The organism is Arthrobacter sp. 01T414 (genome assembly GCF_056398965.1).
This window is the reverse complement of the sequence record NZ_JBFTQK010000002.1, coordinates 126,108-152,058: the sequence shown is the minus strand read 5'-3', so window position 1 is coordinate 152,058 and position 25,951 is coordinate 126,108. Positions and strand designations below refer to the sequence as shown.

Below are 25,951 nucleotides of genomic sequence, written 5' to 3'. Positions count from 1 at the left end.
GAGTTTACCCGTTGGAAAGGCCACCACCGCCATGGCAAGCCAACCGACCCCGCCCGGGCAGCTGCAGCGGCGCCTGGGCGTCTTTGATTCCACCGCGATCGGCCTGGGCTCCATGCTGGGGGCCGGGGTGTTCGTGGTCTTCTCCCCCGCCGCCGCCCTCGCCGGCCCGCTGCTGACCGTCGCCGTGGCCCTGGCGGGCGTGGTGGCCTACTGCAACGCGGTGGCGTCGGCACAACTGGCAGCCCGGTATCCGTCCAGCGGCGGCACCTACGTGTACGGCCGGAAGCAACTGGGAGAATGGCCGGGCTTCATCGCCGGCTGGGGTTTCGTGACGGGCAAGACCGCCTCCTGCGCGGCGATGGCGCTGACCTTCGGGCACTATGTGGCGCCCGGCTTCGCCACCCCGCTGGCGGTGGCCGCCGTGGTCGTGCTGACCGGCGTGAACCTGCTTGGCATCACGCGGACGGCGCTGCTGACCAGGATCCTGCTCGCCGCGGTGCTGGCCACCCTGGTGTTCGTCGCCGTGGCCTCGCTGCTCGGCCCGCACCCTGCCGGTGCCGGCGCGGCGCCGGGCGGGTTGCCCGGCACCGGAGTTGCGGGCGGGAACCCGTGGGGCGTGTTGCCCGCGGCCGGGCTGATGTTTTTCGCCTTCGCCGGCTATGCCCGGATCGCCACCCTGGGCGAGGAAGTAAGAGACCCGGCGCGCACCATCCCGCGGGCCATCCTGGCTGCTCTGGCTGGCGCCTTCGTGATCTACCTCGGGCTCGCCGCGCTGCTGCAGTGGCACTTGCCGGCTGAGCAGCTGGCCGGTTCGACGGCGCCGCTGCTGGACGCGGTGTTGGCTTCCCGGCTCAACGCCGGCGTTCCCTTCGTCCAGGCCGGGGCCGCGGCCGCGTGCCTGGGCGCACTGCTGGCCCTCATCACCGGGGTGGCCCGGACCACCCTGGCAATGGCCCGGGAACGCGATCTGCCGGCGCCACTGGCCCGCGTGGGCGGCGCCCACACGGTTCCGTTTGTGGCGGAACTTGCTGTCGCCGCCGTCGTCATCATCCTGCTACTGAGCACCAACGTAATGACCGTGGTCGGATTCTCAAGCTTCGGGGTGCTGATCTATTACGCCGTGACCAACGCCGCGGCCTTCACCCTCACCGGGCCCCGCCGCCTCGCCCCGCGGTGGCTCAACGTGCTGGGTTTCGCCGGCTGCCTGGTCCTGGCTGTGACGCTGCCGCCGGCCTCGGCGCTGGGCATGGCCGCTGTACTGGCCGTCGGTGTCGCCGGTCGCTTACTGGTCCTCCGACACCGGCGGCGCAGCGGGAACTGAGCGTGCGGGCCTAGGCCCGGGTCACGCGGACGTGCAGGTCTTCCTCGGCCGGCGTCCAACTGGCCGGATCGGCGTCGGACTGTTCGCCGGTGCGAATGTCCTTGACCTGGTGCTTGCCGTCGTCGTCGGTGAACCAGACGAACGGGATGCCGCGGCGGTCCGCGAACTTGATCTGCTTGCCGAACTTCTCAGCCTTGGCCGCAACCTCGGTGGCGATCCCCCGGGCCCGCAGCTGCGCGGCGACGTCCTGCGCCGCGCCCCAGCTTTCATCGTTGTTGAGCGCCACCAGCACGGCGGTGGGCACTGCGCGGGACGCCTTGGCCAGCTCCTGGCTGAGGATCCGCGACACCAGGCGGGTGACGCCAATCGACAGTCCGACGCCGGGGAACTTTCGGTTTCCCTTGCTCGCCAGCGCGTCGTAACGTCCGCCGGAGCAGATTGAACCGAGCTGCTCGTGGCCCACCAGGATGGTTTCCACCACGGTGCCGGTGTAGTAGTCGAGCCCCCGGGCGATGCTGAGGTCCGCGACCACCTTGCCCGGGGCACGCTGGACGGCGGCAGCAAGGACCTGTTCCAGCTCGTTCAGGCCTTCCTCGAGCAACTCGTTGTTCACGCCGAGCGCCCGGACCTGCTGCACGAACGAGGTGTCCCCGGTGCGGATCGCGGCGAGTTTGAGCGCTGCCTGCGCCTGCTCCTCGGTGGCGCCGAGCTCGGTCTTGAGCAGCTCCGCCACCTTGGCCGGGCCGATCTTCTCGAGTTTGTCGATGCTGCGCAGCACCCCGGCCGTGTCGGTCAGGCCGATGCCGTTGTAGAAGCCCTCGGCCAGCTTCCGGTTGTTGATCCGGAGCAGGAAGTCCGGAATCGGGAGGGCGCTCAGGGCCTCCGCGATCACCAGCGCGATCTCGACGTCGTAGCGGAACGGGAGCTCGCCGTCGCCGACGACGTCGATGTCCGCCTGGGTGAACTCGCGGGCGCGTCCCTCCTGCGGACGCTCGCCGCGCCAGACCTTCTGGATCTGGTAGCGGCGGAACGGGAACGCCAGGTAGCCGGCATTCTCCACCACGTAGCGCGCGAACGGCACGGTGAGGTCGAAGTGCAGGGCGAGGGCGTGCGGGTCGGCCTTGTGCGCCGCGGCTGCACCGCCCGCGGACTCTCCCTCGTCGTCCTGCAGACGGCTCAGGCCGTAAACCTCTTTGTCGATTTCGCCCTTGCGGAGCAGCTGGCCCACCGTCTCCACGGCACGCGTCTCGATCGAGGAGAAGCCGTGCAGTTCAAAAGTCCGCCGAAGGGTGTCCAGCACATGCAGCTCCACCAGCCGCTCCTCGGGAAGCCACTCGGGGAATCCGGACAGGGAGGCGGTGCGTGCCATGGTGGAATTTTCTCCTCTAATAACGACGGCGGCTGCAACGGCCGCGGCGTCGCGCGCTGACCGGCCGGTCGTGCATAAACTGTGTGCGGCAGTCAGTTTATGCTTTCGGCGCGCGCATCTCTAATGCGGCTGCGGCCGGCGGCGCTGCCGCAGCATGCGCGCTGCACCCCGATCTGCGCCGACGGCGCGGCCAGGGATGCGGCCCTAGAACCAGGAGGACTTTTGGCGGCCAGTTCACGGAGCGCCCGCGAAGCCAAGCGGCGCGTCCAGCAGATGGAGGCGAAGCGCGAGCTTCGCCGGGAGCAGGACAAACGCCGGAAACGCGATAACCTCCTCGCGACCGCCGGCGGTGCCGCCGCGCTCATCCTCGCCGTCGTGCTGCAGCTGACGGTATTTTCCAGCAACCCCAGCGAGGATGAATTCAAGGCAGCGGAGGCAGGACTGGAAAGTCCGTCGGCCTCAGGTTCCCCCTCCCCCGCAGCAAGCAACGGCGCGAACATCCCCAAGCCGGAAACAGCGGCCGGGAAGACCTTCACCGGCACCCTGGCCCTCAACCGCGGCAGCCTGGGCGTTTCGCTCGACGGCCGCAAGGCACCGCAGGCGGCCGCCGTGTTCAAATCGCTCGCGGACAAGAACTTCTACAAGGGCCTCAGCTGCCACCGGCTCACCACCGCCCCCTCTTTCGGCGTGTTGCAGTGCGGTTCCAAGACCGGCGACGGCAATGGCGACCCCGCCTACACCTGGGGTCCGCTGGAGAACACCCCCGCCAACAACAAGTACCCGGCGGGCACCATTGCCGTGGCACGGACCGGCGGCAATGCGTACGGCAACGGTACGCAGTTCTTCATCGTCTACAAGGACACCGAGATCCCTGCCGACGCCGCCGGCGGATACACGGTGGTAGGTAAGGTCACATCCGGCTTGGATGTGGTTAGCAAGATTGCGGCAGCCGGAGTCAAACCCGGCGCCAGCGCCACGGACGGCGCGCCTGTGGAACCAGTCACGATAGACTCGTTCTCTCTGAAGTAACCAGCCGGGGCCCTCGCGGCCGCGGTGCCGGTATTTCCCTCCAAGCGAAAGACTTCTAGCGGTGACAGACAGTCAGAAATCCGACGAAACAGTGGCAGCAGCTGCCAACGAGACCGAAGCCGAGGCGACGGTGACCGACACGGCCAACGAAGCTGGTGCGGTAACCGAGACCGGTGCCAGCCCGGCAGAGGCGCCGGCAGCGCCGGAGTCTGCTCCGGCCGCGGCCCCTGCCCCGGCCCCCGCGCCCCGTCCGGCCCCATCGCCGGCCGCCTTCGCCGCGCGCCCGAAGGCGGCACCCTCGCTGGCAACGCCTGCCGCCACCTCCGCGTCGAGTGCCACTTCGCTGGCCGAGGCTGCACGCTGGGGCCGCGTCGAGGGCGACGGCCACGTGTTCCTGACCATCGATGGCGAGGAGCACCCTGTCGGCCAGTACCCGGGCGTCAGCGATGACGAGGCCCTTGGCTACTTTGCCCGCAAGTACGACGACGTCGTTGCCCAGATCGTGCTGTTGGAACAACGCGTAGCCTCCAAGGCTCCGGCCACGGACATGCAGAAGACCGTCACGCACCTGCGCGAACTGCTGGCTGAGCGCAACATGGTGGGCGATCTGCGCGCCGCGGAGGCCCGCTTGGACACGCTGTCCGGCCAGATCACCGAACTCGAAAAGACCGAGAAGGCGGAGCATGACGCCGTCCGCGCCGCCGAGCTCGCAGCCCGTGAAGCCATCGTGGCCGAAGCCGAGGAAATCGCCGGCCACGACCCGGCGCAGATCCAGTGGAAGACCTCCAGCGCCCGGATGAACGAGCTCTTCGAGAGCTGGAAGACGGCCCAGAAGAGCGGCGTCCGGCTCGGCCGCAGCAACGAAGACGCCCTCTGGAAGCGGTTCCGCGCCGCCCGCACCGTCTTCGACCGTCACCGCCGTGCGTACTTCTCCCAGCTGGACAGCAACAACTCGGCAGCCAAGGCCGCCAAGGAAAAGCTGATCACCGAGGCTGAGGCGCTCTCCTCCTCGACCGACTGGGGCTTCGCCGCCGGCGAGTACCGCCGCCTGATGGACCAGTGGAAGGCCTCCCCGCGCGCCAGCCGCAAGGATGACGACGCCCTGTGGGCCCGTTTCCGCGCTGCGCAGGACGTCTTCTTCACGAATCGCCAGGCCGCCAACGAGGAGATCGACCAGGAGTACGGCGCCAACCTCAAGGTGAAGGAAGCCCTGCTGGTGGAGGCCAACGAGCTGCTGCCCATTAAGGACCTCGCATCGGCCAAGAAGGCGCTGCAGTCCATCCGTGACCGGTGGGAGGAAGCCGGCAAGGTTCCCCGCGCCGACATGGGACGGATTGAAGCCGGCCTGCGGAAGGTGGAGGACGCCGTCCGCCACGCCGAGGACGAGAACTGGAAGCGCTCCAACCCGGAGACCAAGGCCCGCACCAACAGCGCCCTGTCCCAGCTCGAGTCAGCCATCGCAGGGCTCAAGGAGGACCTGGCCAAGGCCGAGAAGGCCGGTGACGAGCGCAAGATCAAGGCTGCCCAGGAAGCCCTGGACGCACGCCAGGCCTGGCTTGAGCAGCTCGAGCGCTCCGCCAGCGAACTGTCCTAGGACCCGCTGACAGCAGCAGGCCCCGCTCCGGTTATCCACATGACCGGGACGGGGCCTGTCTCATGTCCGGGGCCGGGCGCAACGATGGCTAGATGACGCTGCACCCCGGCTACCCCGCCGCGAGTCTCCCCGACGCCGGCCCCGCACCGCCCACCACTGCCCGCGCGGCCGCGCCCGCGGGTTCGAACCAGCCCGCGGGTTCGAACCAGCCCGGCGGCGCCGGGGTGCTCTATTCCCCGGGGACGCTCTTCTCCTGGGCCGAACTGCAGGCCATGGCATCCGACGGCGTGCTGACGCGGCTCTCGCAGCACGGCTACCTGCCGCCCGGCGCCGCCTCCACCCCGCAGTTGCGCGCACGGGCGGCCGCCTGCACGATTCCGGCGTCCATCCGCCAACGGGTAGTCGCCGGACGGATGACCGCTGCATGGATCTACGGCTGCACCGGGGAGCCGGACCGCACCGCGCTGCTCGTCGACGCCAACCGCCGCGTTTCGAGCCTCCGGGGTGCCCGCGGCTGCACTTTCCATGAAGTCCGGCTGGGGCCGTTCGACGTCGTCAGCATGGGCGGGCTCATGGTGTCCAGCCCGCTGCGGACGGCGGTGGACATCGCCCTGCACGTGGAAGCGGAGCGGGCCCTCCCGGCCCTCAGCGCCTTCCTGGCCGCACCCGCCCTCGGGGTGCGGCTGCGGCTGCTCATCCGGGCGGTGGAGGCCGTCCCCCGGGTGCCGTACCGGAAGTCGGCCCTGGCAAAGCTCGCGACACTGCTGGCTGAGCGGGATGGCACGGCTGGCCCGGACCCCTAGCTGTCCGGAGCCCTCGCCGGGCCGGGCCGCTAGCTGCGGCGGCGGTTGCCCGTGGTGCGATAGACGTCGAAGACACCGTCGATGCGCCGGACAGCGCTGAGGACGTGGCTCAGGTACTTCGGATCGCCCATCTCGAAGGCGAACTTGGAGATCGCCACCCGGTCGGTGGAGGTGTGCACGCTTGCGGCCAGGATATTGACGTGGTTCTCGGAGAGGATCCGGGTGACGTCGGAGAGCAGCGACTTGCGGTCCAGGGCTTCAACCTGGATTTCCACCAGGAACACGCTGGACTGGGTCGGCGCCCACTCGACTTCGACGATCCGGTCCGGCTGGTCCATCAGGCCGGACACATTGGTGCAGTCGGTCCGGTGCACGGAGACGCCGGAGCCGCGCGTGACGAAGCCCAGGATCGGGTCCGGTGGCACCGGCGTGCAGCAGCGTGCCAGCTTCACCCAGACATCGTCAACGCCGCGGACCACCACGCCGGAGTCCGAGTACCGGGCCTTGGTGACCTGCGTGGGAATCGAAACCTCGGTGAGGTCGTCCTCGGGAGTCTCGTTGCCGCCGAGGCTTTCGACGAGCCGCTCCATCACGGACTGGGCCGAGGTGTGGCCGTCGCCGACGCCAGCGTAGAGCCCGGAAATGTCGGTGTACTTGAAGTCCTCGGCGATCGCGGCCAGGGCGTCGTGCGTCATCAGGCGCTGCAGCGGCAGGTTCTGCTTGCGCATCGCCTTGGTGAGCAGGTCCTTGCCCCGGTCAATGGCCTCTTCGCGGCGTTCCTTGCTGAACCACTGCCGGATCTTGTTCCGGGCGCGGGCGCTCTTGACGAAGTGCTGCCAGTCCTGGCTGGGGCCGGCGCCTTCGGCCTTGGAGGTGAAGATCTCGACCCAGTCGCCGTGGTTGAGTTCGCTGTTGAGCGGCACCAGTTTGCCGTTGACGCGCGCGCCGATGGTCCGGTGCCCCACCTCGGTGTGGACCGCATAGGCGAAGTCCACCGGCGTCGAACCGGCAGGGAGGGCCATGACCTCGCCCTTGGGGGTGAAGACGAACACCTCGCGGGCGTTGATCTCGAAGCGCAGCGAATCGAGGAACTCGCCGGGGTCGGAGGTTTCCTGCTGCCAGTCCACGAGGGAGCGCAGCCAGCCCATGTCGCCGTCGCGAGGGCTCCCCGGACCGGCGGCCGTGCGGTTGGGCTGGTCCTTGTATTTCCAGTGCGCCGCGACGCCGTATTCGGCGCGGCGGTGCATCTCGTGGGTCCTGATCTGGATTTCCACGGGCTTGCCGCCAGGGCCAATCACCGTAGTGTGCAGCGATTGGTACATGTTGAACTTGGGCATCGCGATGTAGTCCTTGAACCGGCCCGGAAGCGGGTTCCAGCGCGAGTGCATCGCACCCAGGGCGGCGTAGCAGTCCCGCACCGAGTCGACGAGCACCCGGACACCCATCAGGTCGTTGATGTCGTCGAAGTCCTTATCGCGGACGATCATCTTCTGGTAGATGGAGTAGTAGTGCTTGGGCCGGCCGGTGATCGTGGCCTTGATCTTGGCTGCGCGCAGGTCCTCGGTGATCTGGCTGCGGATGACGGCGAGGTTCTTCTCCCGCTCAGGGGTGCGGTCCCCCACCATGCGCACGATTTCCTCGTACACCTTGGGGTAAAGCGCAGCGAAGGAGAGGTCCTCGAGTTCCCACTTGATGGTGTTCATGCCGAGCCGGTGGGCCAGCGGCGCGAAGATCTCCAGGGTCTCCCGGGCCTTGCGGGCAGAGGATTCCGCCGAGACGAAACGCCAGGTGCGGGCGTTGTGCAGCCGGTCGGCGAGCTTGATCATAAGCACGCGGATGTCCTTGGCCATGGCCACGACCATTTTGCGGACGGTCTCGGACTGGGCGGCCTCGCCGAAGCTGACCTTGTCCAGCTTGGTCACGCCGTCAACCAGCATGGCGACCTCGGGACCGAACTCGCCCTTGAGGTCGTCCAGGGTGTACGAGGTGTCTTCAACCGTGTCATGCAGCAGCGCGGCGGCCAGCGTCGTTCCGCTCAATCCAAGCTCGGCCAGGATCGTGGCGACGGCCACCGGATGGGTGATGTACGGGTCGCCGCTCTTGCGCTTTTGTCCGCGGTGGCAGCGTTCGGCGACGACGAAGGCGCGCTGGATGAGCTCGAAGTCGTCCTTGGGGTTGTTGGCGCGCACGGTGCGCAGCAGGGGTTCCAGAATGGGCGAGTACGACGGCGTCCCGCGGCCGGTCAGGCGCGCGAGCCGGGAGCGGGTGCGTTCGCGGCGACCGGGGAAGGTGGGACGGGTTCCGGAGTTGTCGACGGGCACGGCCGTGTCCGGGCGTCCGGCAGCAACCACGCCAGTCTGGGGCCCCTGGCCGGTAGCCTTATCCGCCGGGGCTGCAGGCACCGGCGTCGAACGTTCTTCCAATGAAGCACCTCTCACAACCCGTTAATTATTCAAGTCTATTCCCGCAGCTGGATACTTCGATAACCGGGACCAACGGCGACGGGCCGGACAACGTCGCGGGGACGTTCTCCGGCCCGTCGGGCGGTCTGCTGCGGTGCCTGCGGCTAGGCCGTGGCGGGTGCCGCCTTGGCGGCATTCTCGGTGCGGCGCTGCTCRACGCGCCGGGCCTGCTTGATCAGGTCCGGCTCCCCCTGGCGCAGCCAGGCGTACAGCGGTGCGGCGACGAAAATGGTCGCCGCGGTGCCGATCAGGATGCCCACGAACAGGGCCAGCGAGAGATCCCGGAGGGTTCCCGCGCCCAGCAGGCCGGCGCCGATGAAGAGGATCGCACCGACCGGCAGGATGGCCACCATCATGGTGTTGATGGACCGCACCAGCGTCTGGTTCACGGCGAGGTTGACCTCTTCGGCGAACGTGCGCCGGGTGGACGCCTGCAGATCCGAGGTGTTTTCCCGGATCTTGTCGAAGACCACCACGGTGTCGTAGAGCGAGTAGCTCAGCACGGTCAGGAAGCCGATGATGGCCGAGGGGGTAACTTCGAAGTCGCTCAGCGAGTAGACCCCGGCTGTGATGAACATCGTCACGACCATGCCGGCGAGGGCGGACAGCGACATTTTCCAGGTTCGGAAGTACAGCGCCATCAGGACGGCGGCGAGGCCCACGAAGATCGCCAGGCCGATCAGCGCCTGCTTGGTGACGTCCGCGCCCCAGGTCGGGCCCACGAAGGTGGACGTGACCTCGTTGTCGGTCACGCCGTAGGCCTTGGTGAGGCCTTCCTTGACTTTGATGACCTCGTCGTCGCTGAGCTTGTCCGTCTGGATGCGCATGGTGTTGCCGGCCACGTTGGCAACACGCGGCAGGCTGCCGGAAACGACCTCCTGGACGGCTTTCTCGCCAAGCGTGGCGTCGCGATCCTTGACGTTGGACACCGTGAACTCCGAACCGCCGCGGAATTCGATGCCCAGGTTGAACCCGCCCTTGGCGATCGGCAGCAGGATCGAGAGCACGACGGCGGCCGCGGCGATCAGGAACCAGATCTTCTTGGAACCGACAAAGTCGTACGAACGCTTGCCCGTGTAAAGCTCGTTACCGAAAGTAGCGAAGCTGGCCATTTACTTGCCCTCCTTGGACGCGCTCTTGGAGGAACCAGCAAGCTGTTCCTGCTTTTCCGCGAGGCGTCGTTCTGCAATGGTCATCCGGCGTTCGGCCTCGGCCACGGCACCGGTGTTCTTGGCGCGCGGGGCCGCAACCGGCTTGTCCTCCGGTGTACGGATCCGTCCGGCACCCCGGTAGAGGGGCACGGCGCCGAGCCGCTTGGGGTCCAGGCCGGAGAACTTGTGGCCTTCGCCGAAGAACTTGGTCCGGGCAAGGACCTGGAGGGTCGGATGGGTGAACATAAAGACGACGATCAGGTCGGCGATCGCGGTCAGGCCCAGCGTGAACGCGAAGCCGCGAACGTTGCCGACCGCCACGAAGTAGAGCACGAGGGCTGCCAGCAGGTTGACGGCCTTGGAGGCCAGCACGGTCCGCTTGGCGCGCTTCCAGCCGTTCTCCACGGCTGAGATCAGGCCGCGGCCCTCACGGAGCTCGTCACGGATACGTTCGAAGTAGACGATGAAGGAGTCCGCGGTCTGGCCGATTGCCACGATGATGCCGGCCACACCGGCCAGGGACAGGCGGTAGTTCTCCGTCCAGCCCAGGATGGCGATGGCCAGGTAGGTCAGTGCACCGGCCACGACGAGCGAGGCGACGGTGACGAAGCCGAGTGCCCGGTACTGGAACAGCGAGTAGACCACCACGAGCAGCAGGCCGATCAGGCCGGCGAGCATGCCCATGCGGAGCTGCTCCCCGCCGAGCGTGGCCGAGATCTGCTGGTCGCTCTGGATCTCGAAGCTGATCGGCAGCGCGCCGAAGCGGAGCTGGTCGGAGAGCGCCTTGGCGGACTCCTCGGTGAAGCCGCCGGTGATCTGGGGACGGCCATCGGTGATGACGGCCTGGGACCTCGGCGCGGAGATGACCTGGTCGTCCAGCACGATGGCGAACTGCGACTTCGGATCCGATCCGGTCTCGCCGCCGGCGTCGACGTAGAACTTGTTCAGCCGCTCGGTGACGGTCTTGAACTTGGCGGTGCCTTCGTCGTCGAACTGGATGTCGACGGCCCACTGGTTGGTGACCGCACCCTGCGCGCCGCGCTGCAGCTGGAAGGAGGAGGTCTTGATGTTGGATCCCTTGACCTCGACCGGTCCGAGGATGTACTTGACCGCGGGCCGGCCGTCGGCGGCGGGCTCGCAGGTGACCAGTGGCTTGGCGGGATCGGAGCGCTCCTGCTTGTCCTGGGACGGGTTGTCGCAGTCAAGCGCCTCGAACTTCTTGTAGACGTCCGCGGTGACCCAGTTCTCGTCGCTGCTGTTCTTCGGCGCGGCGGTGGGCTTGGGCAGCTTCGCTTCCGGAGTCCGGGACGCGGCGGGAACCGCCGCGCCGGCACCGGCCTGGATGACCGGGCGGAAGTTCATGTCGGCGGAGGCCTGAATCAGCTTGCGCGTCTCCTTGGAAGGAGTGCCGGGCAGGCTGACGACCACGTTGCGGCCGGACTGCGTGCTGATTTCTGCTTCCGCGACGCCGGAGCCGTCCACGCGCTGGCGGATGATCGCCACGGCCTGGTTTAGCTGCTCTTCGTTAATGTCCGAACCGCCCGCAACCTTGGGCGCCAGAATCATCTGGGTGCCGCCTTCAAGGTCCAGGGCCAGCTTCGGAGCCCAGCTCGCCTGCCCGGCCATGGTGCCGCCCGCCAGGACGGCCGTCAAGACGGCGAGAATAACGCCAAGCCAGACCAGCACCCTGAGGGCTGAGTTTTTAGGGCCAGTTCGTGCCATTGTCGATCTTTCTATTGTTTACGGAGGAACCGCCGGTGCGGCCTGTCAGGCCTGCACCGGCGGATGCCCGCGCACCGTAGCTTCGCGGGATAGCTCAGGAGGCAGACTAGCTGTTGTTCTTGCCTTCGTCGTTCAGGCGGCGCAGGGTTTCGTCCGGCGTTTCGCTGCGGGGCGTCTCGCTGGCGGCAGCAGCGGTGTCGACGCCGGTGACGGTCTCGTCGGTCTTGCCCAGGGTGAGAGAGGACGCGTCGTCGGGAACCACGGGGGCCTCCTCGGCGGCAACGACCGGCTCCACGACCTTGGTGACGGCCTGGCGGTGCACGGTGGCGGTGTTACCCGGGGAGAGTTCCAGCACAACCTTGTTTTCGGCCTCGTCGATCTCGACGATCCGGCCGAACAGGCCGAAGCTGGTCATGACGTCGACACCGGGGGCGAACTTCGACTGGAGTTCCGCCTGCTGCTGCTGCGTCTTCTTGTTGCGGCGGAACATCATGAAGACGAACACGCCGAGCATGACGAACAGGAGAATTGTCATTGGATCCAAGGGGAAAGTTCCGTTCTGTACTTGCAAGCTGGTTTCACAGCAACGTCCGTTCCGTTCCGGGGGCTGCCGGGTAGACCCGGCAGTAAACCTGGCAGAAAATCATGCCCGGCCAGCAACGGCTAGCGGTAGCCGCACACGGAAACAAAAGCCCGAACGTGCCGAGCGTCATACCAGTCTAAAGGGAAAAGGTCACTAGCGAGTGCTATTGACTATTACGGATCCATTCCGGATCGGCTTCTTCCGCGCCCTCCGGGCCGAAGCCGGCAGCTTCAGCATCGGCCGCGCCGGCCTGGAACAGGTCCAAAGGATCCTGCCCGAAGGCGCCGGCGGGTACCGCGAAACCAAGGTGGGTCCATGCCGGGGCAAGGGCAATCCGGCCGCGGGGCGTCCTGCCCAGCAGGCCTTCCCTGACCAGGTACGGTTCTGCGACGGTTTCCACCGTTTCGGTTTCCTCGCCGACGGCGATCGCCAGGGTGGAAAGGCCAACCGGGCCGCCGCCGAACTTGGTGATCAACGCCTCGAGGACGGCACGGTCCAGGCGGTCCAGGCCGCGTTTGTCCACTTCGTACATGTCCAGGGCGGCCGACGCTGCCCGGGCGTCGATCTGGTCCACGCCGTGCACCAGGGCCCAGTCACGGACGCGGCGGAGCAGGCGATTGGCGATGCGGGGCGTGCCGCGTGAACGGCCGGCGATCTCGCTGAACCCGGCGGAGTTGACCTTCAGGTCCAGCAGGCCGGCGGACCGGCGCAGCACCAGCTCGAGTTCCTCGACGGAGTAGAACTCCAGGTGCCCGGTGAAGCCGAACCTGTCCCGCAACGGCCCCGGCAGCAGGCCCGCGCGGGTGGTGGCGCCGACCAGGGTGAAGGGCGGCAGCTCGAGCGGGATCGCTGTGGCCCCGGCGCCCTTGCCGACGACAATGTCGACGCGGAAGTCCTCCATCGCCATGTAGAGCATCTCTTCGGCCGGCCGGGACATCCGGTGGATCTCGTCGAGGAACAGGACTTCGCCCTCGGACAGCGAGGAGAGAATGGCGGCCAGGTCCCCGGCGTGCTGAATGGCCGGGCCGCTGCTGATCCGCAACGGGGCGTTCATCTCGGCGGCGATAATCATGGACAGCGTGGTCTTGCCCAGGCCGGGCGGACCGGACAGCAGCACGTGGTCGGCGCTGCGGCCGCGCATCCGGGAAGCCTCCAGGACGAGCGAGAGTTGTTTGCGGACCCGGTGCTGGCCCACGAAATCGTGCAGGTTCTTGGGCCGGAGGGCGGCCTCGATTGCGCGCTCTTCCGGTTCCTCTCCCCCGGCGGTGAGCGACGGCTCAGCCACGGGCGCCTACCCGGTTCCCGGCGCGGGCGCCATCCTGGCCGAGCCAGCGCAGCGTGGCGCGGAGGATTTCCGCGACGTTGCCCTGCGCGGCGAGCTCCGGGGAATCTTCCAGCGACTTGTCGATGCTGGCGGTGGCGTCCTTCTCGGACCAGCCCAGGCTCGTCATCGCGGCAACCACCTGCGGCTTCCACACGGCCTCTGCGGACTTGACCGGCGCGGTCCCGCCGGGGGTGCCATGCGGCACCAGCTTCCCGGCGAGTTCCAGCACGATCCGGCCGGCGACCTTGGGCCCGATGCCCGGCACCTTGGTGAAGGCCTTGCCGTCGCCGGAATGCGCGGCAACGCGAATGGCTTCGGGTTCGTGGACAGCCAGGACGGCCAGCGCCAGCCGAGGTCCGACGCCGCTGACACTGAGCAGCACGTCGAAGACCTCGCGTTCGTCGTCGCTCGAGAAGCCAAAGAGGGTCAGTGAATCCTCGCGCACGATCAGGGAGGTGAAGAGTTTGCCCTCCTCCCCGACACGGAGCTTGCTGAGGGTCTGCGGCGTCGCATTGACGCTCATGCCGGCGCCGTTGAGGTCGATCACTGCCGAGGACAGGCCGACGTGCGCTACGGTTCCGCGGAGAAAACTGATCAAGGCCTGGCTCCTGGTCTACGGCTGGGCTGCAGCCGACTATCCGAACATATCTACGAATACCCTAGCAAGCGCCCCGGACATTCAGCGCGCGCGGCGCGCCTTGGCCTCCGCGTCGGCCCAGGCGCGTTGCGCGGGCGTGAGCGACTGGCCGGCCACCCCCGCGGCGGTAGTCCCTGTGGTCGCCGTGCCGCCGCCGGACCGCCACGCGTGCGTGATGGCCAGCGCCAGGGCATCGGCGGCGTCGGCGGGCCGCGGCGGGGCATCCAACCGCAGGATCTTGGTGACGAGCTTGGTGACGGCGTCCTTGTTGGAGGTGCCGCTGCCGGTCACGGCGGCCTTGACCTCGGAAGGCGTATGCAACGCCACCGGAATGCTGCGGCGCGCGGCGGCCGCGATCACGACGCCGGAAGCCTGGGCCACGCCCATCACGGTGCTGACGTTGAGCTGGGAGAAAACACGTTCGACGGCGAGGACATGCGGCTCGTACTTGTCCAGCCAGTCATCGATCGCGGTGGCAATGACAAGCAGCCGCTGGTCAAGGCTTTCCTCCGGGGAGGTACCAACGACGCCGAAAGCCACCATCGTGGCGCGGCGGTTCCGCTCGACGTCCACGACGCCGATTCCGCAGCGGGTGAGGCCCGGATCGACGCCGAGGACGCGCAGGGTCACTCGGCTTCCAGTGCGGCCTGCACTTCGTCGCTGAGGTCTGCGTTGCTGTAGACGTTCTGCACGTCGTCGAGCTCTTCCAGGGCGTCCACGAGCTTCATGAACTTCTTGGCGGCGTCGAGGTCCAGCGGCACCTGCATGGAGGGCACGAACTCGGCCTCGTCGGTGTCGTAGTCGATGCCGGCTTCCTTGAGCGCATCGCGGATGGCCTGCAGGTCCGTCGGTTCGGAGTGGATCTCAAACGTCTCGCCGTTGTCCTTGACTTCCTCCGCGCCGGCGTCGAGGACGGCCATCAGGACGTCGTCTTCGGTCAAGCCGTTCTTGGGCAGCGAGACGACGCCCTTGCGGGAGAACAGGTAGCTGACCGAACCGGGATCGGCGATGGTGCCGCCGTTGCGGGAAATGGCGAGCCGGACCTCGGAGGCCGCGCGGTTCTTGTTGTCCGTGAGGCACTCGATCAGCAGGGCCGAGCCCTGCGGGCCGCGGCATTCGTACATGATCTCGGTGTAGTCGACGACCTCACCGGTGAGGCCGGCGCCGCGCTTGATGGCGCGGTCGATGTTGTCAGCGGGTACCGAGGTCTTCTTGGCCTTGGTGACGGCGAGTTCCAGGCTCGGGTTGCCCGCGAGGTCGGGTCCGCCCATGCGTGCGGCAACTTCGATGTTCTTGATCAGCTTGGCGAACGACTTGGCCCGGCGGCTGTCCAGGATAGCCTTCTTGTGCTTGGTCGTCGCCCATTTGGAGTGGCCTGACATGCTTTACGCTTCTCCTCTGATCATTCGAATAAACAATTCGTGCACGCGCTTCTCCCCCGTCACTTCCGGGTGGAAGGAGGTGGCCAGCAGCTTGCCGGAACGCACTGCAACAATTCTAGCTGTCCCGCCGAGGGATTCCGGGTGGCCCGCCCTGGACGGTTCCACCTGAGCCAGGACTTCCACGCCCGCGCCGACGCGTTCCACCCAGGGCCCGCGGATGAACACGGCGTGCACCGGGGCCACGTCGGACTCATCCGCGCTGAACTCGAGTCCCTTGAACTCCAGGTCTGTCTCGAATGATTCGCGCTGCCGGCCGAAGGCGTTGCGCCGGACTGTGATGTCCAGGCCGCCGAAGGTCTGCTGCGGGTTGCCCGCAAGGTCCGTGGCGGGGTCGGCGATGTCCTCGGCCAGCAGGATCATCCCGGCGCAGGACCCGTAGACCGGCAGCCCGGCCCGGATGCGTTCGCGCAGCGGCTCCCGCAGTTCGAAGATCCGGGCCAGCTTGTCGATCGTCGTGGATTCCCCGCCGGGAATGATGAGGCCGTCCAGGCCGTCCAGCTCGGCGGGGCGGCGCACGCCGATGCCCGTGGCGCCGGCGGCTTCCACAGCGTGCAAGTGTTCGCGGAAGTCGCCCTGGAGCGCCAGGACGCCGATCCGCAGGCCTGAACCCGCACGGGAGCCAGGCAGGGAATGGGGGGTGGTCATGTTGCCAGCATAGTGCGCGGTGTCCCAAGTAGGTGCACTGCAGCCGCACCGGGCTGGGCGGCCGGACCGGGTTCCATGCCGCCGCTGGGATATATTACAAAGCATGCTCTACTTCAGCGTTCCGCTCGGCAAGCTCGTCCGCCGGGTCTCCCGGCTCCGGGGTGGAGGCTCGGCCCTTCCCGGTCTGGTGGTCGAAAAAATCGATCCCGGCTTCATGCAACGGACACTCTCGACGCTGCCACTGGGCGTCGCCGTCGTCAGCGGCACGAACGGGAAGACCACCACCACCAAGATGGTGGTGGAGCTGCTGGAAAGCCAGGGCCTGAAGGTCTTCACCAACCGCACCGGCAGCAACTTCACCCGGGGCGTGGCCGCCGCGCTGCTCGGCGAAGTGGACTGGCGCGGACGGCTCGACGCCGACGTCGCCGTCCTGGAGTTGGACGAGGCCCACGCTGTGCACTTCGTCAACAAGGTCCCGCCGCGGTACTGCCTGCTGCTGAACGTTCTGCGCGACCAGCTGGACCGCTTCGGCGAGATCGACAAGACTGCCGAGCTGCTGCAGCATATCGCTGCCAAAACCACCGGGACCGTCGTCCTGAACCGTGAGGACCCCCGGGTCGCCCGGATCGCAGGGACGGTGGACGGCCCCGAGGTCCGCTACTTCGGCCTCGATGACTCGCTGCTGAGCACCTTCCCCAACGACGACGAAATGCGGGCGGCCCCGGGCAGCCCGGTGCCGCCGGCCCCCGCCAAGCCGGCAGCCGACGTCGTCCTCCGCCGGGTCGGAGCGGACGACGCCGACTTCGAGTACGACGGCGCCTCGGTCAGCACCGGTATGAAGCTCCGCGGCGTGTACAACATCTTCAATGCGGCGGCGGCCCTGACCTTGGCCCGGGCCATCACGGGCGCCCGCGGCACGGGCACCGACCACCCCGGCCTGCTCAAGGCCCTGGCCAACGTGGCGCCTGCCTTCGGCCGCGGCGAGAGCCTGGTGGTTGACGGCCTGCCGCTGGAGCTGGTCCTGGTTAAGAACCCGAGCGGCTTCCGGCTGGGCCTGAAGTCCTTCCCGGCCGCCGGCTACGCCACCATGATCGCCATCAATGACAACTACGCGGACGGGCGGGACATGTCCTGGCTGTGGGACGTGGAATTCGACACCCTGCGCGACGGCGGCGTGGACCAGCTCTCCGGCTCGCGCGCCTACGACATGGCGCTGCGGCTGCAGTACGACGACGTGGCGATCGGCGCGGTCGACACGGACATCGCCGCCGCCCTTGCCGCCTTCATCCGCGGCTCGGCGGACAAGCCGAAACGGATTTTCTGCACCTACACTGCCATGCTGGCCATCCGGCGCGAGCTGTCCAAAATCACCACAGTGGAGGTGGTCTCATGACCCCCGAGTCCCCCGAAACTCCTGAAACCCCTGAAGCCCCGCACGGACTCTCCTTCGGGCATGAGCTCCCGCCCGAAGACGCCGGAACCCCCAGCAAAGGCACGATCCGCGTGCTGCAGCTCTACCCCCGGGATATGAACATCTACGGCGACTGGGGCAACGCCCTCGTTCTGGCCCAACGGCTGCGGTGGCACGGCTACTCTCCGGAGCTGCTTGAGTACAACGTGGGGGACGAATTCCCTGCCGGAGTCGACCTGATCGTCGGCGGCGGCGGCCAGGACAGCGGCCAGCTGGTAATCCAGGACGACCTGCTCTCCCGCGAGAGTGTCCTCAAGGAGCTCGCCGAGGACGGTACGCCGATGCTGGTCATCTGCGGTCTGTACCAGCTGTTCGGGAAGTTCTTCAAGACCAGGACCGGCTCCGTCATCCCGGGCATCGGCATCCTGGACGTGGAGACGCACGGCACCGATGAACGGCTGATCGGTAACGTCTCGGTGGCCTCCCCCGAGTTCGGCACGGTGTTGGGCTACGAGAACCACAGTGGCCAGACCACGCTGGGCCCCGGCGTCGAGCCGCTGGGTACGACGGCCAAGGGCACCGGCAACAACAGCAGCGACGGCCAGGAAGGCGCCCGCTACCGCAACATCGTCGCGAGCTACCTGCACGGTTCCCTGCTGCCCAAGAACCCCGCACTGGCGGACTTCCTGATCAAGACCGCCGTCGAACGCAAGTACGGCAGCTTCTCGCCGGGCACCCCCGACGACTCGTACGCCGTGCTGGCCCGCGAGCACGCTGCCCGCCGGCCGCGCTGAGGCCCAGCAAGCGGTGCAGGCGGATTCCGTGATCGTCATTGCCCAGGACGACCCTGCGCGGGCGGACGTCCGGCTGCTGCTCGACGAACACCTCGCCGACATGTTTGCGACCTCGCCGGCCGAGAGCGTGCACGCCCTGGACCCGGCCGCCCTGACAGTCCCGGAAATCACCTTCTGGACCGCGCGGGCCGGTTATGGGACGGGCAGTCACGGGACGGGCCCCGGGCAGCTTCTCGGCTGCGGCGCGCTCAAGGACCTCGGCTCGGGTGAGGGCGAAATCAAATCCATGCGGACGGCCGGGCACGCGCGCGGCCGGGGCGTCGCCGCACTCCTGCTAACCAGGATCCTGGACGAGGCACGGCATCGCGGCTACGGACGGGTTTGCCTGGAGACCGGTTCGCAGGAATATTTCGCTCCTGCCCGGCGACTCTACGCACGGCATGGCTTTGAGCTCTGCCCGCCCTTTGCCGGCTATGTTGAGGACCCGCACAGCGTCTTCATGGCCCGGCAACCCTAAGGATCCGCAACCCCTCCGAGCTGGCCGGCTCCTCGAAGATTCCCGCCAGGTGGCGGACACCTTCCTCCGTCAACGGATGCGTGCCAGGTTCTGCGGCCAGGGTCCGACGGCGAACGCGCTCGATAGCGACGTCCAGAGGCGTCTGGACGTAGTGCAGCACTGCGTCGAACCCGGCCTCCGCGGCCTTTTCCCGCCATTGTGCCCGCCGGGCACGGCTCCATTGGTTCCAGTCCAGCACGACGTCGATACCTGCCCGCAGGACCTGGACAGCGGTGTCCCAGATCAGCAGCTTGCAGTCTTCCGCGAGCCTTCCATAGTCCTCGGAGGCGTAGTGCAGTCCCGGGTATAGCCGCAGCATCCAGTCATCCAGGCTGAAGCGGACGGCCGGCAGGGAGGTTTCGAGATCCCTGGCCAACGTGGACTTGCCGGCACCGTTGAGCCCGCACAGAAGATGGACGACTGGCTCCGCCGTCGTCATTGCCCTGCTTGGCTGTTTCTGAGCAGCGCCGCGAATTCCGCCGGCCGGGTTGCCGGCCACCAGTGGCCGCTGTCCACCCGGATCACGGTCAGGTCCGCCACCCAGTGCTCCAGCCCCTCCACCAGGTCCGGGGACAGGAATGGGTCACGTGTCGGCACCACCACCTGCACCGGAATGGTCACCCGGGCGGCAGCGGGCCAGTGCCGGGCTGATGGGATATTGCTGCGGTAGAGCGCCAGCCCGCGGACCGGGTCATTGCCGACGCTGCGTTTGACCGCCCGTTCGTAGCGCCGCGTCAGGAAGAGCCGCCAGGCGGCCTCGGGCAGCACCGGGACGAGAAAGCCGGCGATGTACCAGCTGCGCAGTAACTGCCCGGCCAGCTGCCGCCAGGAGCGCGGGTTCCGGAACCGTGAGCGGACCCAACGCGAGAAGTGGCGCAGGTCCGGTCCCGAGATGCTCGTGTACCGGCTGATCCGTGTGGCGGCACGCGGGTCCTGCACGGCAGCCCAGCCCTGGATCGACCCCCAGTCGTGGCCCACCAGGTGCACACCGGCGGCCCCGACGGCGTCGATGACCGTAAACAGGTCATCAGACAGGGTGGCCAATGCGAAGTCTCCGGGCCTCCCGGGCACGGTGGATGCGCCGGCGTTTCGCGTGTCGTAGGCGACCACGTGGTAAGTCGAGCCCAGTTCGCGGATGGCAGGCAGGAACACCCGGTGATCGTCGGGATAGCCGTGGACCAGCACCAGTGTCGGCACCTCCGGGCCAGGTTCGAGGCCGTATTCGTAGACGGCCAGCTCGGCGCCGTGTGAGGCCACGGTCCGCCGTCGTTCCATCAGTGTGTCCACGGTCAGCGTTCCTTGGTGATCAGCAGTTCGTGGGCGCCGGCCGCGGCAGCGCCCATCGATTCCACCACCGTCCGGGTCCGCAGCCGGGTCGCGGCGTCCGCGGCGGCACCCGCGCAGGGGCCCTGCGGGGCGTCCGTGGCGACGGAGCACCACCGGTAAGGGTCACGGACAATCACGGAAGGCGCCCAGGCGAGGTCCGAGGCGGACCACTTGCCCGCGGCGTCCTGGCTGAATTGGGCGCGTACCAGCAGTCCCTCGTTGTTGACCACATACCAGGGCGAGAGTTCGGTAACGCCGTTGCCGAGCCCGTACACGATCCAGGTTCCCTTGTAGCGCTCGATCGGGAGCACCGAGTGGGTGTGGTGGCCGTAGATCATGGTGAACTGGCCGCTGTCCACCAGCGCGTGGGCCACCCTGCGCTGCTCCTCGTTCGGCACACTGGCGTACTCGTCCCCGGCATGCATGACGCCCAGCACAATGTCGGCGCCGAGCGCCCTCGCCTTGCGGGCCTTGGCGATCATCGCGGCGGGATCCAGCATGTCCACTTGCCAGGCGTGCTCCGGGGTCTGGCCGTTCAGCCCGTATGCGGCCTCGATCACGGCGACCTTCGCCGCCGCCGTCGGCAGGATCAGCACGCTGCGGGAGTCCGCCTCACTGCGGTAGGAACCGGTATGCTGCAGCCCGGACGCGTCGAGGGCGTCCAGGGTGCGGACCAGGCCCGCGGTGCCCTGGTCGATGGTGTGGTTGCTGGCGGTGGTGCAGGCCTGGTAACCCACCTGCTTGGCAGCGTGGATGATCTGCGGCGGAACGTTGAACGAGGGGTAGGCAGAGAACGGCCCGGTTGGTCCGGCCACCGGTGTTTCCTGGTGGCAGATGGCGAGGTCGCTCTTTTCGATGTACCTGCGCTGGCCCGCCAGGAGAGGTTCGAAGTCCAGGCCCTTGGCGCCTGCGGAGAGGGCGTCGGCGCGGGCCTGATCCCAGAGTTGGGCGTGGACCAGCATGTCCCCGGTGACCAGGACGGTGGTGCAACGGACGGCGGCGCAGGCCGGACCCTTCCCGGGCGTCGGCGTCGGGGTCGGCGTAGGCGTCTCGGACGAGGACGCCTCCGGCGTGGATCCCGGGGTTCCCGCCGCAGTGGCGCCGGCAGTGGCGCCGCCAGTGGGCCCAGCGGCGGCCGAGCTCGGCCCCGCGTTAGCGTCGGGGCGGGCAACGAGGCCGCAGGAGGCCAGGGAGACCGCCATGAGCGCCACGGCGGACCCGGCCAGGAGGCGTCCGCGCAGCGTGGGGAAATTTGTTCGCATTCCGCCATCGTACGGTGGCGCCGGTCACAACACGCCTAGCGATCCATTGAGAACCGGCCCCCGGCATGAAAGAGTTATTTCATGACCAATCCCCTGCTGAGCCCCAGCCCCCTGCCGTACGGACTGCCGCCTTTCGCGGACATCGAAGTCCAGCACTACGCCGAAGCCGTCGAGGCCGGTCTCGCCGTGCATCTGGCGGAAATCCAGGCGATCGTAGACGATCCGGAGCCGGCGACCTTTGAGAACACTGCGCTGGCGATGGAGCGCTCCGGGCAGTTGCTGCAGCGTGCAGCGGCGTCCTTCTTCACGCTTGTGTCCGCGGACGCCTCCGAGGCCATCCGGGAGCTGGAGACGCGCCTCTCCCCCAGTTTTTCGGCCCACCAGGACGCCGTCTACTTGAACCGTGGCCTGTTCGAGCGCTTCGCCGCCATCAACACGGACCGGCTGGACCCGGAATCAAACCGCCTCGTGGAGGAGTACCTCAAAGAGTTCCGCCAGACCGGCATCCAGCTCGACGCGGCCGGCCAGGATCGGCTCAAGGCCATCAACGCCGAGCTCTCCACCCTCGGCACCGAGTTCGGCCAGCGGGTCAAGGAGGGCATGAAGTCAGCCTCGCTGCTGCTTGACGATGCCACCGAACTTGCCGGCCTGCCCGCGGACGACGTCGCCAGTGCCGCCGAGGCGGCACGCACCGCCGGTCACTCCGGAAAGTACCTTCTCACCCTGATCCAGCCCAGCAACCAGCCCGCCATGGCTGCGCTGGAAAACCGGGAGGTGCGGCGCCGATTGTACGGTGCGTCGATCGGTCGCGGCAGCGGCGGCGGCAGCCTCGACGTACTGGGCCTGGTCAAGGACATGGTCCGGCTCCGCGCCGAGAAGGCAGCGCTGCTGGGCTTCGCCAACTTCGCCGAGCTCAGCGTGGACCAGCAGACCGCCCCCGATTTCGAAGCCGTGCAGGCCATGATGAACCGCCTCGCTCCGGCCGCCGTCCGGAACGCCGACGCCGAGGCGGAAGCCCTGGCCGAGGTCGCCGGCCACCCGCTCGAGGCATGGGACTGGGCCTACTACTCGGCGCAGGTGAAGCGCGAGCGGTACTCCGTGGACGAGCAGGCCCTGCGGCCGTACTTCGAACTGGACCGGGTGCTGAAGGACGGCGTGTTCTTCGCCGCCACGGCCCTGTACGGCATCACCTTCCACGAACGCACCGACCTGGCGGGATACCACCCGGACGTCCGGGTTTGGGAGGTCAAGAACTCCGACGGTACCGATCTGGGCCTGTTCCTCGGCGACTACTACACCAGGGATTCAAAGCGCGGCGGAGCCTGGATGAACTCGCTCGTCGAGCAGTCCGGGCTGTTGAACACCCGGCCGGTGGTTATCAACAACCTCAACATCTCCAAGCCGCCCGCCGGTGAGCCCACCCTGCTGACCCTGGACGAATTGCGTACCACCTTCCACGAGTTCGGCCACGCCCTGCACGGCCTGTTCTCCTCCGTCACCTACCCGCGCTTCGCCGGCACCTCCGTGCCGCGTGACTTCGTCGAATACCCCTCACAGGTCAACGAAATGTGGATCATGTGGCCGGAGGTGCTCGCCAACTACGCGCGGCACCACGCCACCGGCGAGCCACTGCCGCAGGAAGCAGTGAACAAGCTCAACGAGGCCGCCCTGTGGGGCGAGGGCTTCGGCACCACCGAGTACCTTGGCGCCGCCCTTCTGGACCTTGCCTGGCACGTGCTCGACGGTAACGAGATCCCGGATGACGCCCTGGAGTTCGAGGCCAAGGCCCTGGCCGCAGCCGGAGTCGCGCACAGCCTGATCCCGCCGCGCTACCGGACCGGCTACTTCCAGCACATCTTCGCCGGCGGCTGGTACGCCGCCGGCTACTACTCCTACATTTGGAGCGAAGTGCTCGACGCCGAGACGGTCGAATGGTTCAAGGACAACGGCGGCCTGACCCGGACGAACGGCGACTTCTTCCGGGCCGAGCTGCTCTCCCGGGGCAACAGCCGCGACCCGCTGGAGTCCTTCCGCGCCTTCCGCGGCCGCGACGCCCGGCTCGAACCGCTGCTCAAGCGCCGCGGCCTCGACTGACCCTCATCGATTGCTCCGTAGACGCCGTTTAGAACCCTCTAAAGGGCATCTACGGAGCAATCGATGGACTTAACGCACGACGGCGGCGGCACGCTGGGCCGGGTTGCCGGACTTGAAGATGCCGGAGCCGACGAAGACGCCGTCGGCGCCGAGCTGCATCATCATGGCTGCGTCGGCCGGGGTGGCGATGCCGCCGGCGGTGAACAGCACCACCGGAAGCTTGCCGGTGGAGGCAACTTCCTTGACCAGTTCGTACGGGGCCTGGAGTTCCTTGGCGGCGACGTAGAGCTCGTCCTCGGGCAGCGCGGCCAGCTTCAGGATTTCGGCGCGGATCTGGCGCATGTGCGTGGTGGCGTTGGAGACGTCTCCGGTGCCGGCCTCGCCCTTGGAGCGGATCATGGCCGCGCCTTCGTTGATGCGGCGCAGCGCTTCGCCGAGGTTCGTGGCACCGCAGACGAAGGGAACGGTGAAGTTCCACTTGTCGATGTGGTTGGTGTAGTCGGCCGGGGTCAGGACCTCGGACTCGTCGATGTAGTCGACGCCGAGGGACTGCAGGACCTGGGCCTCGACGAAGTGGCCGATCCGCGCCTTCGCCATGACCGGCACGGAGACGGCGTCGATGATCTTGTCGATCATGTCCGGATCGCTCATCCGGGACACGCCGCCCTGGGCGCGGATGTCGGCGGGAACGCGTTCCAGCGCCATGACGGCCACGGCACCGGCATCCTCGGCGATGCGGGCCTGCTCGACGTTGACGACGTCCATGATGACGCCGCCCTTGAGCATCTCCGCCATGCCGCGCTTGACGCGGCTGCTGCCCGTAACGTTCTTCGCGGACGCGCCGGCTTCGTTGCTTACATCAGGTGTAGACACAAAAACCCCTATGGGTAGATAGATGACCTCGCCGGGGCGCGGACGGCACGCGGATGACAATCTCGCATACACCGGCTCGCACACACCGGATTACCGGGAACCATTGGCCGGTACGCCTAATACTAGTCCCCCGCCCCGGCCGGGTTGAATTCCGATTACAGCCCTCTCGCCGGGACTGGAAACACGGGTGGACCGGCCTGCCGGAACCGCGGTTAGGCGGCCTGTTCGCTGGCACTCCCGGTGGTTTCTTCCAGCGACTGTCGGCGAACCGAACCGATGCGCTGCACCACGGTCACGAAGCTGGCCACGGCCAGCAGGCACAGGGTGGCAAACAGGACCACGGTGGGGAGGCCGATGCCGGTGAAGCCGGTGACCACCAGCACCGACACCAGCCTTTCGGCGCGCTCGGCGATGCCGACGTTCGCGTGGTAGCCGAGCGCCTCGGCTTTGGCCCGCGCGTAGGACACCACCATGCCCAGGACCAGGCAGACGACGGCGGCGATGGCGATGGGCGTGTCGGCGCCGCCGGTGAAGAACCAGATGGCGACGCCGGCGAAGAGGGCTCCGTCGGCAACGCGGTCCAGGGTGGAGTCCAGGAAGTTCCCCCATCGCCCGCCGCGTTCCTGCATCCGGGCCATGATGCCGTCGATGACGTCGGAGAAGATGAACGCGGTAATGAACAGCGTTCCCCACCAGAGCTGGCCCAGCGGGTAAAACACGAGCGCGCCGACGACGACGCCGGCGGTGCCGACGATCGTGACGGCGTCGGGCGAGACACCCATCCGCAGCAGCCAGCGGGCCAGCGGCGTGAACAGCGCGGTGAAGAAGCCGCGGGCGTGCTTATTCAGCATTCGACGCCCCGGAGGGCATCTGCCCAGTCTTTCCGGCCTGGTCGCCACCGTGGTCGCCGCCCCGGGCGGTGTCCTGTCCCAGGTTCCGGCCAGGTCCCCGGCCGAGGTCCTGGTCAGGATCCTGCGGCCACGCCTCGGCGACCTGCTGGCGGACTTCGCCGAGGGTCTGGGTGATCGCCTTGGTCTGCGCGATGATCGGGAAGAAGTTACCGTCCCCGCCCCAACGCGGCACAACGTGCTGGTGCAGGTGGCCGGCGATGCCGGCACCGCCGGTCACGCCCTGGTTCATGCCCAAGTTGAAACCGGTGGGGTTCGCGACCTTGCGCAGCACCCGCATGGCGGTCTGGGTCAGCTCGGCGAACTCCGCGGTCTCCTCCACGGTCAGGTCCGTGTAATCCGGGATATGACGGTAGGGGCAGACGAGCAAGTGGCCCGGGTTATAGGGAAAGAGATTCAGCACCACGTAGCAGGACCGGCCGCGGTACACGATCAGGGAATCGTCGTCCTCGCGCTCGGGGGCGACGCAGAACGGGCAGTCATCCGGGTTCTTGAACTGGTGCTGTCCGCCCTTGATGTAGGCCATGCGGTGCGGAGTCCACAGGCGCTGGAAGGCGTCCGGAACCCCGGCCAGGCCAAAGTCGTCGGTCACGCCGTCATCGCCCGGGTATCCCGGGCCGGCGCCTGTGGTCTCCTGCACGCGCG

General features: G+C 67.8%; 23 protein-coding genes and 1 pseudogene. 8 read left to right on the top strand and 16 right to left on the bottom strand.

Annotation, left to right across the window (positions count from 1 at the left end; translation table 11 throughout):
* The first annotated feature begins 31 nt into the window (after positions 1-31).
* Complete coding sequence (locus tag AC1DK9_RS06185) at positions 32-1,321, top strand: APC family permease (protein WP_476915333.1); 1,290 nt, start codon at positions 32-34, stop codon at positions 1,319-1,321.
* A gap of 10 nt (positions 1,322-1,331) precedes the next feature.
* Here the strand turns inward: AC1DK9_RS06185 and hisS are convergent, their stop codons facing one another.
* Positions 1,332-2,690, bottom strand: coding sequence for a histidine--tRNA ligase (hisS, locus tag AC1DK9_RS06180; RefSeq protein ID WP_476915332.1), 1,359 nt, complete (start codon positions 2,688-2,690; stop codon positions 1,332-1,334).
* A 222-nt stretch (positions 2,691-2,912) separates the two neighbouring features.
* Here hisS and AC1DK9_RS06175 point away from each other — a divergent pair, with 222 nt between their 5' ends.
* From AC1DK9_RS06175 to AC1DK9_RS06165, 3 genes are all read left to right on the top strand, one after another.
* Positions 2,913-3,719 (top strand): peptidylprolyl isomerase, encoded by an 807-nt coding sequence (locus AC1DK9_RS06175; RefSeq protein ID WP_476860568.1) that lies wholly within the window; start codon positions 2,913-2,915, stop codon positions 3,717-3,719.
* Between the two features lie 61 nt (positions 3,720-3,780).
* Positions 3,781-5,313: a DUF349 domain-containing protein gene (locus tag AC1DK9_RS06170; RefSeq protein WP_476915331.1), complete on the top strand. Its 1,533-nt coding sequence runs from the start codon at positions 3,781-3,783 to the stop codon at positions 5,311-5,313.
* Between the two features lie 92 nt (positions 5,314-5,405).
* Positions 5,406-6,116, top strand: a complete 711-nt coding sequence (locus tag AC1DK9_RS06165; protein WP_476915330.1) for a hypothetical protein — start codon at positions 5,406-5,408, stop codon at positions 6,114-6,116.
* A 29-nt stretch (positions 6,117-6,145) separates the two neighbouring features.
* Here the strand turns inward: AC1DK9_RS06165 and AC1DK9_RS06160 are convergent, their stop codons facing one another.
* The 9 genes from AC1DK9_RS06160 to pdxT form a co-directional block, all read right to left on the bottom strand.
* A complete protein-coding gene (locus AC1DK9_RS06160; RefSeq protein ID WP_476860565.1) occupies positions 6,146-8,539 on the bottom strand; it encodes a RelA/SpoT family protein in 2,394 nt (797 codons plus the stop codon).
* Positions 8,540-8,682: 143 nt separating this feature from the next.
* Positions 8,683-9,690: a protein translocase subunit SecF gene (gene secF, locus AC1DK9_RS06155; protein ID WP_476915329.1), complete on the bottom strand. Its 1,008-nt coding sequence runs from the start codon at positions 9,688-9,690 to the stop codon at positions 8,683-8,685.
* On the bottom strand, positions 9,691-11,451 hold the full coding sequence (gene secD / locus AC1DK9_RS06150) for a protein translocase subunit SecD (RefSeq protein ID WP_476915328.1): 1,761 nt from the start codon (positions 11,449-11,451) through the stop codon (positions 9,691-9,693).
* 106 nt (positions 11,452-11,557) lie between these two features.
* The gene (gene yajC / locus AC1DK9_RS06145) at positions 11,558-11,986 is read right to left on the bottom strand and encodes a preprotein translocase subunit YajC (protein WP_476915327.1); all 429 of its coding nucleotides are present in this window, start codon (positions 11,984-11,986) and stop codon (positions 11,558-11,560) included.
* 211 nt (positions 11,987-12,197) lie between these two features.
* A complete protein-coding gene (ruvB, locus tag AC1DK9_RS06140) occupies positions 12,198-13,319 on the bottom strand; it encodes a Holliday junction branch migration DNA helicase RuvB (protein WP_476915326.1) in 1,122 nt (373 codons plus the stop codon).
* On the bottom strand, positions 13,312-13,956 hold the full coding sequence (gene ruvA / locus AC1DK9_RS06135) for a Holliday junction branch migration protein RuvA (protein ID WP_476915325.1): 645 nt from the start codon (positions 13,954-13,956) through the stop codon (positions 13,312-13,314). The genes ruvB and ruvA overlap by 8 nt, the downstream gene beginning before the upstream one ends.
* Before the next feature lie 81 nt (positions 13,957-14,037).
* Positions 14,038-14,625 (bottom strand): crossover junction endodeoxyribonuclease RuvC, encoded by a 588-nt coding sequence (ruvC, locus tag AC1DK9_RS06130; RefSeq protein WP_476915324.1) that lies wholly within the window; start codon positions 14,623-14,625, stop codon positions 14,038-14,040.
* On the bottom strand, positions 14,622-15,377 hold the full coding sequence (locus AC1DK9_RS06125; protein ID WP_476860558.1) for a YebC/PmpR family DNA-binding transcriptional regulator: 756 nt from the start codon (positions 15,375-15,377) through the stop codon (positions 14,622-14,624). Before AC1DK9_RS06125 ends, ruvC begins: the two co-directional genes overlap by 4 nt.
* Before the next feature lie 3 nt (positions 15,378-15,380).
* Positions 15,381-16,082 carry a pyridoxal 5'-phosphate synthase glutaminase subunit PdxT gene (gene pdxT / locus AC1DK9_RS06120; RefSeq protein WP_476915323.1) on the bottom strand — a complete coding sequence of 234 codons (702 nt, stop codon included), beginning with the start codon at positions 16,080-16,082 and terminating at the stop codon, positions 15,381-15,383.
* A gap of 103 nt (positions 16,083-16,185) precedes the next feature.
* Here pdxT and AC1DK9_RS06115 point away from each other — a divergent pair, with 103 nt between their 5' ends.
* From AC1DK9_RS06115 to AC1DK9_RS06105, 3 genes are read left to right on the top strand one after another with little or no spacing between them, the layout of a single operon-like run.
* The gene (locus tag AC1DK9_RS06115; RefSeq protein WP_476915322.1) at positions 16,186-17,475 is read left to right on the top strand and encodes a MurT ligase domain-containing protein; all 1,290 of its coding nucleotides are present in this window, start codon (positions 16,186-16,188) and stop codon (positions 17,473-17,475) included.
* Positions 17,472-18,287 carry a type 1 glutamine amidotransferase gene (locus AC1DK9_RS06110; RefSeq protein WP_476915321.1) on the top strand — a complete coding sequence of 272 codons (816 nt, stop codon included), beginning with the start codon at positions 17,472-17,474 and terminating at the stop codon, positions 18,285-18,287. The genes AC1DK9_RS06115 and AC1DK9_RS06110 overlap by 4 nt, the downstream gene beginning before the upstream one ends.
* Positions 18,288-18,315: 28 nt before the next feature.
* A complete protein-coding gene (locus AC1DK9_RS06105; protein WP_476915320.1) occupies positions 18,316-18,804 on the top strand; it encodes a GNAT family N-acetyltransferase in 489 nt (162 codons plus the stop codon).
* Here the strand turns inward: AC1DK9_RS06105 and AC1DK9_RS06100 are convergent.
* From AC1DK9_RS06100 to AC1DK9_RS06090, 3 genes are read right to left on the bottom strand one after another with little or no spacing between them, the layout of a single operon-like run.
* Positions 18,785-19,282, bottom strand: a complete 498-nt coding sequence (locus AC1DK9_RS06100; protein ID WP_476915319.1) for a P-loop nucleotide/nucleoside kinase family protein — start codon at positions 19,280-19,282, stop codon at positions 18,785-18,787. The two genes, AC1DK9_RS06105 and AC1DK9_RS06100, sit on opposite strands and share 20 nt — an antisense overlap.
* On the bottom strand, positions 19,279-20,130 hold the full coding sequence (locus AC1DK9_RS06095; protein ID WP_476915318.1) for an alpha/beta fold hydrolase: 852 nt from the start codon (positions 20,128-20,130) through the stop codon (positions 19,279-19,281). The genes AC1DK9_RS06100 and AC1DK9_RS06095 overlap by 4 nt, the downstream gene beginning before the upstream one ends.
* Positions 20,131-20,132: 2 nt before the next feature.
* Positions 20,133-21,431: a CapA family protein gene (locus tag AC1DK9_RS06090; RefSeq protein ID WP_476915317.1), complete on the bottom strand. Its 1,299-nt coding sequence runs from the start codon at positions 21,429-21,431 to the stop codon at positions 20,133-20,135.
* Between the two features lie 81 nt (positions 21,432-21,512).
* Here AC1DK9_RS06090 and AC1DK9_RS06085 point away from each other — a divergent pair, with 81 nt between their 5' ends.
* On the top strand, positions 21,513-23,525 hold the full coding sequence (locus AC1DK9_RS06085; RefSeq protein ID WP_476860550.1) for a M3 family metallopeptidase: 2,013 nt from the start codon (positions 21,513-21,515) through the stop codon (positions 23,523-23,525).
* A gap of 72 nt (positions 23,526-23,597) precedes the next feature.
* On the opposite strand, the pseudogene pdxS reads toward AC1DK9_RS06085, so the two are convergent.
* The 3 genes and pseudogenes from pdxS to AC1DK9_RS06070 all read right to left on the bottom strand — a co-directional run.
* A pseudogene (gene pdxS, locus AC1DK9_RS06080) lies at positions 23,598-24,398 on the bottom strand (pyridoxal 5'-phosphate synthase lyase subunit PdxS); the annotation flags it as partial.
* 212 nt (positions 24,399-24,610) lie between these two features.
* On the bottom strand, positions 24,611-25,249 hold the full coding sequence (pgsA, locus tag AC1DK9_RS06075; protein ID WP_476860549.1) for a phosphatidylinositol phosphate synthase: 639 nt from the start codon (positions 25,247-25,249) through the stop codon (positions 24,611-24,613).
* On the bottom strand, positions 25,239-25,946 hold the full coding sequence (locus AC1DK9_RS06070; protein ID WP_476915316.1) for an HIT family protein: 708 nt from the start codon (positions 25,944-25,946) through the stop codon (positions 25,239-25,241). Before AC1DK9_RS06070 ends, pgsA begins: the two co-directional genes overlap by 11 nt.
* Positions 25,947-25,951 lie beyond the last annotated feature (5 nt).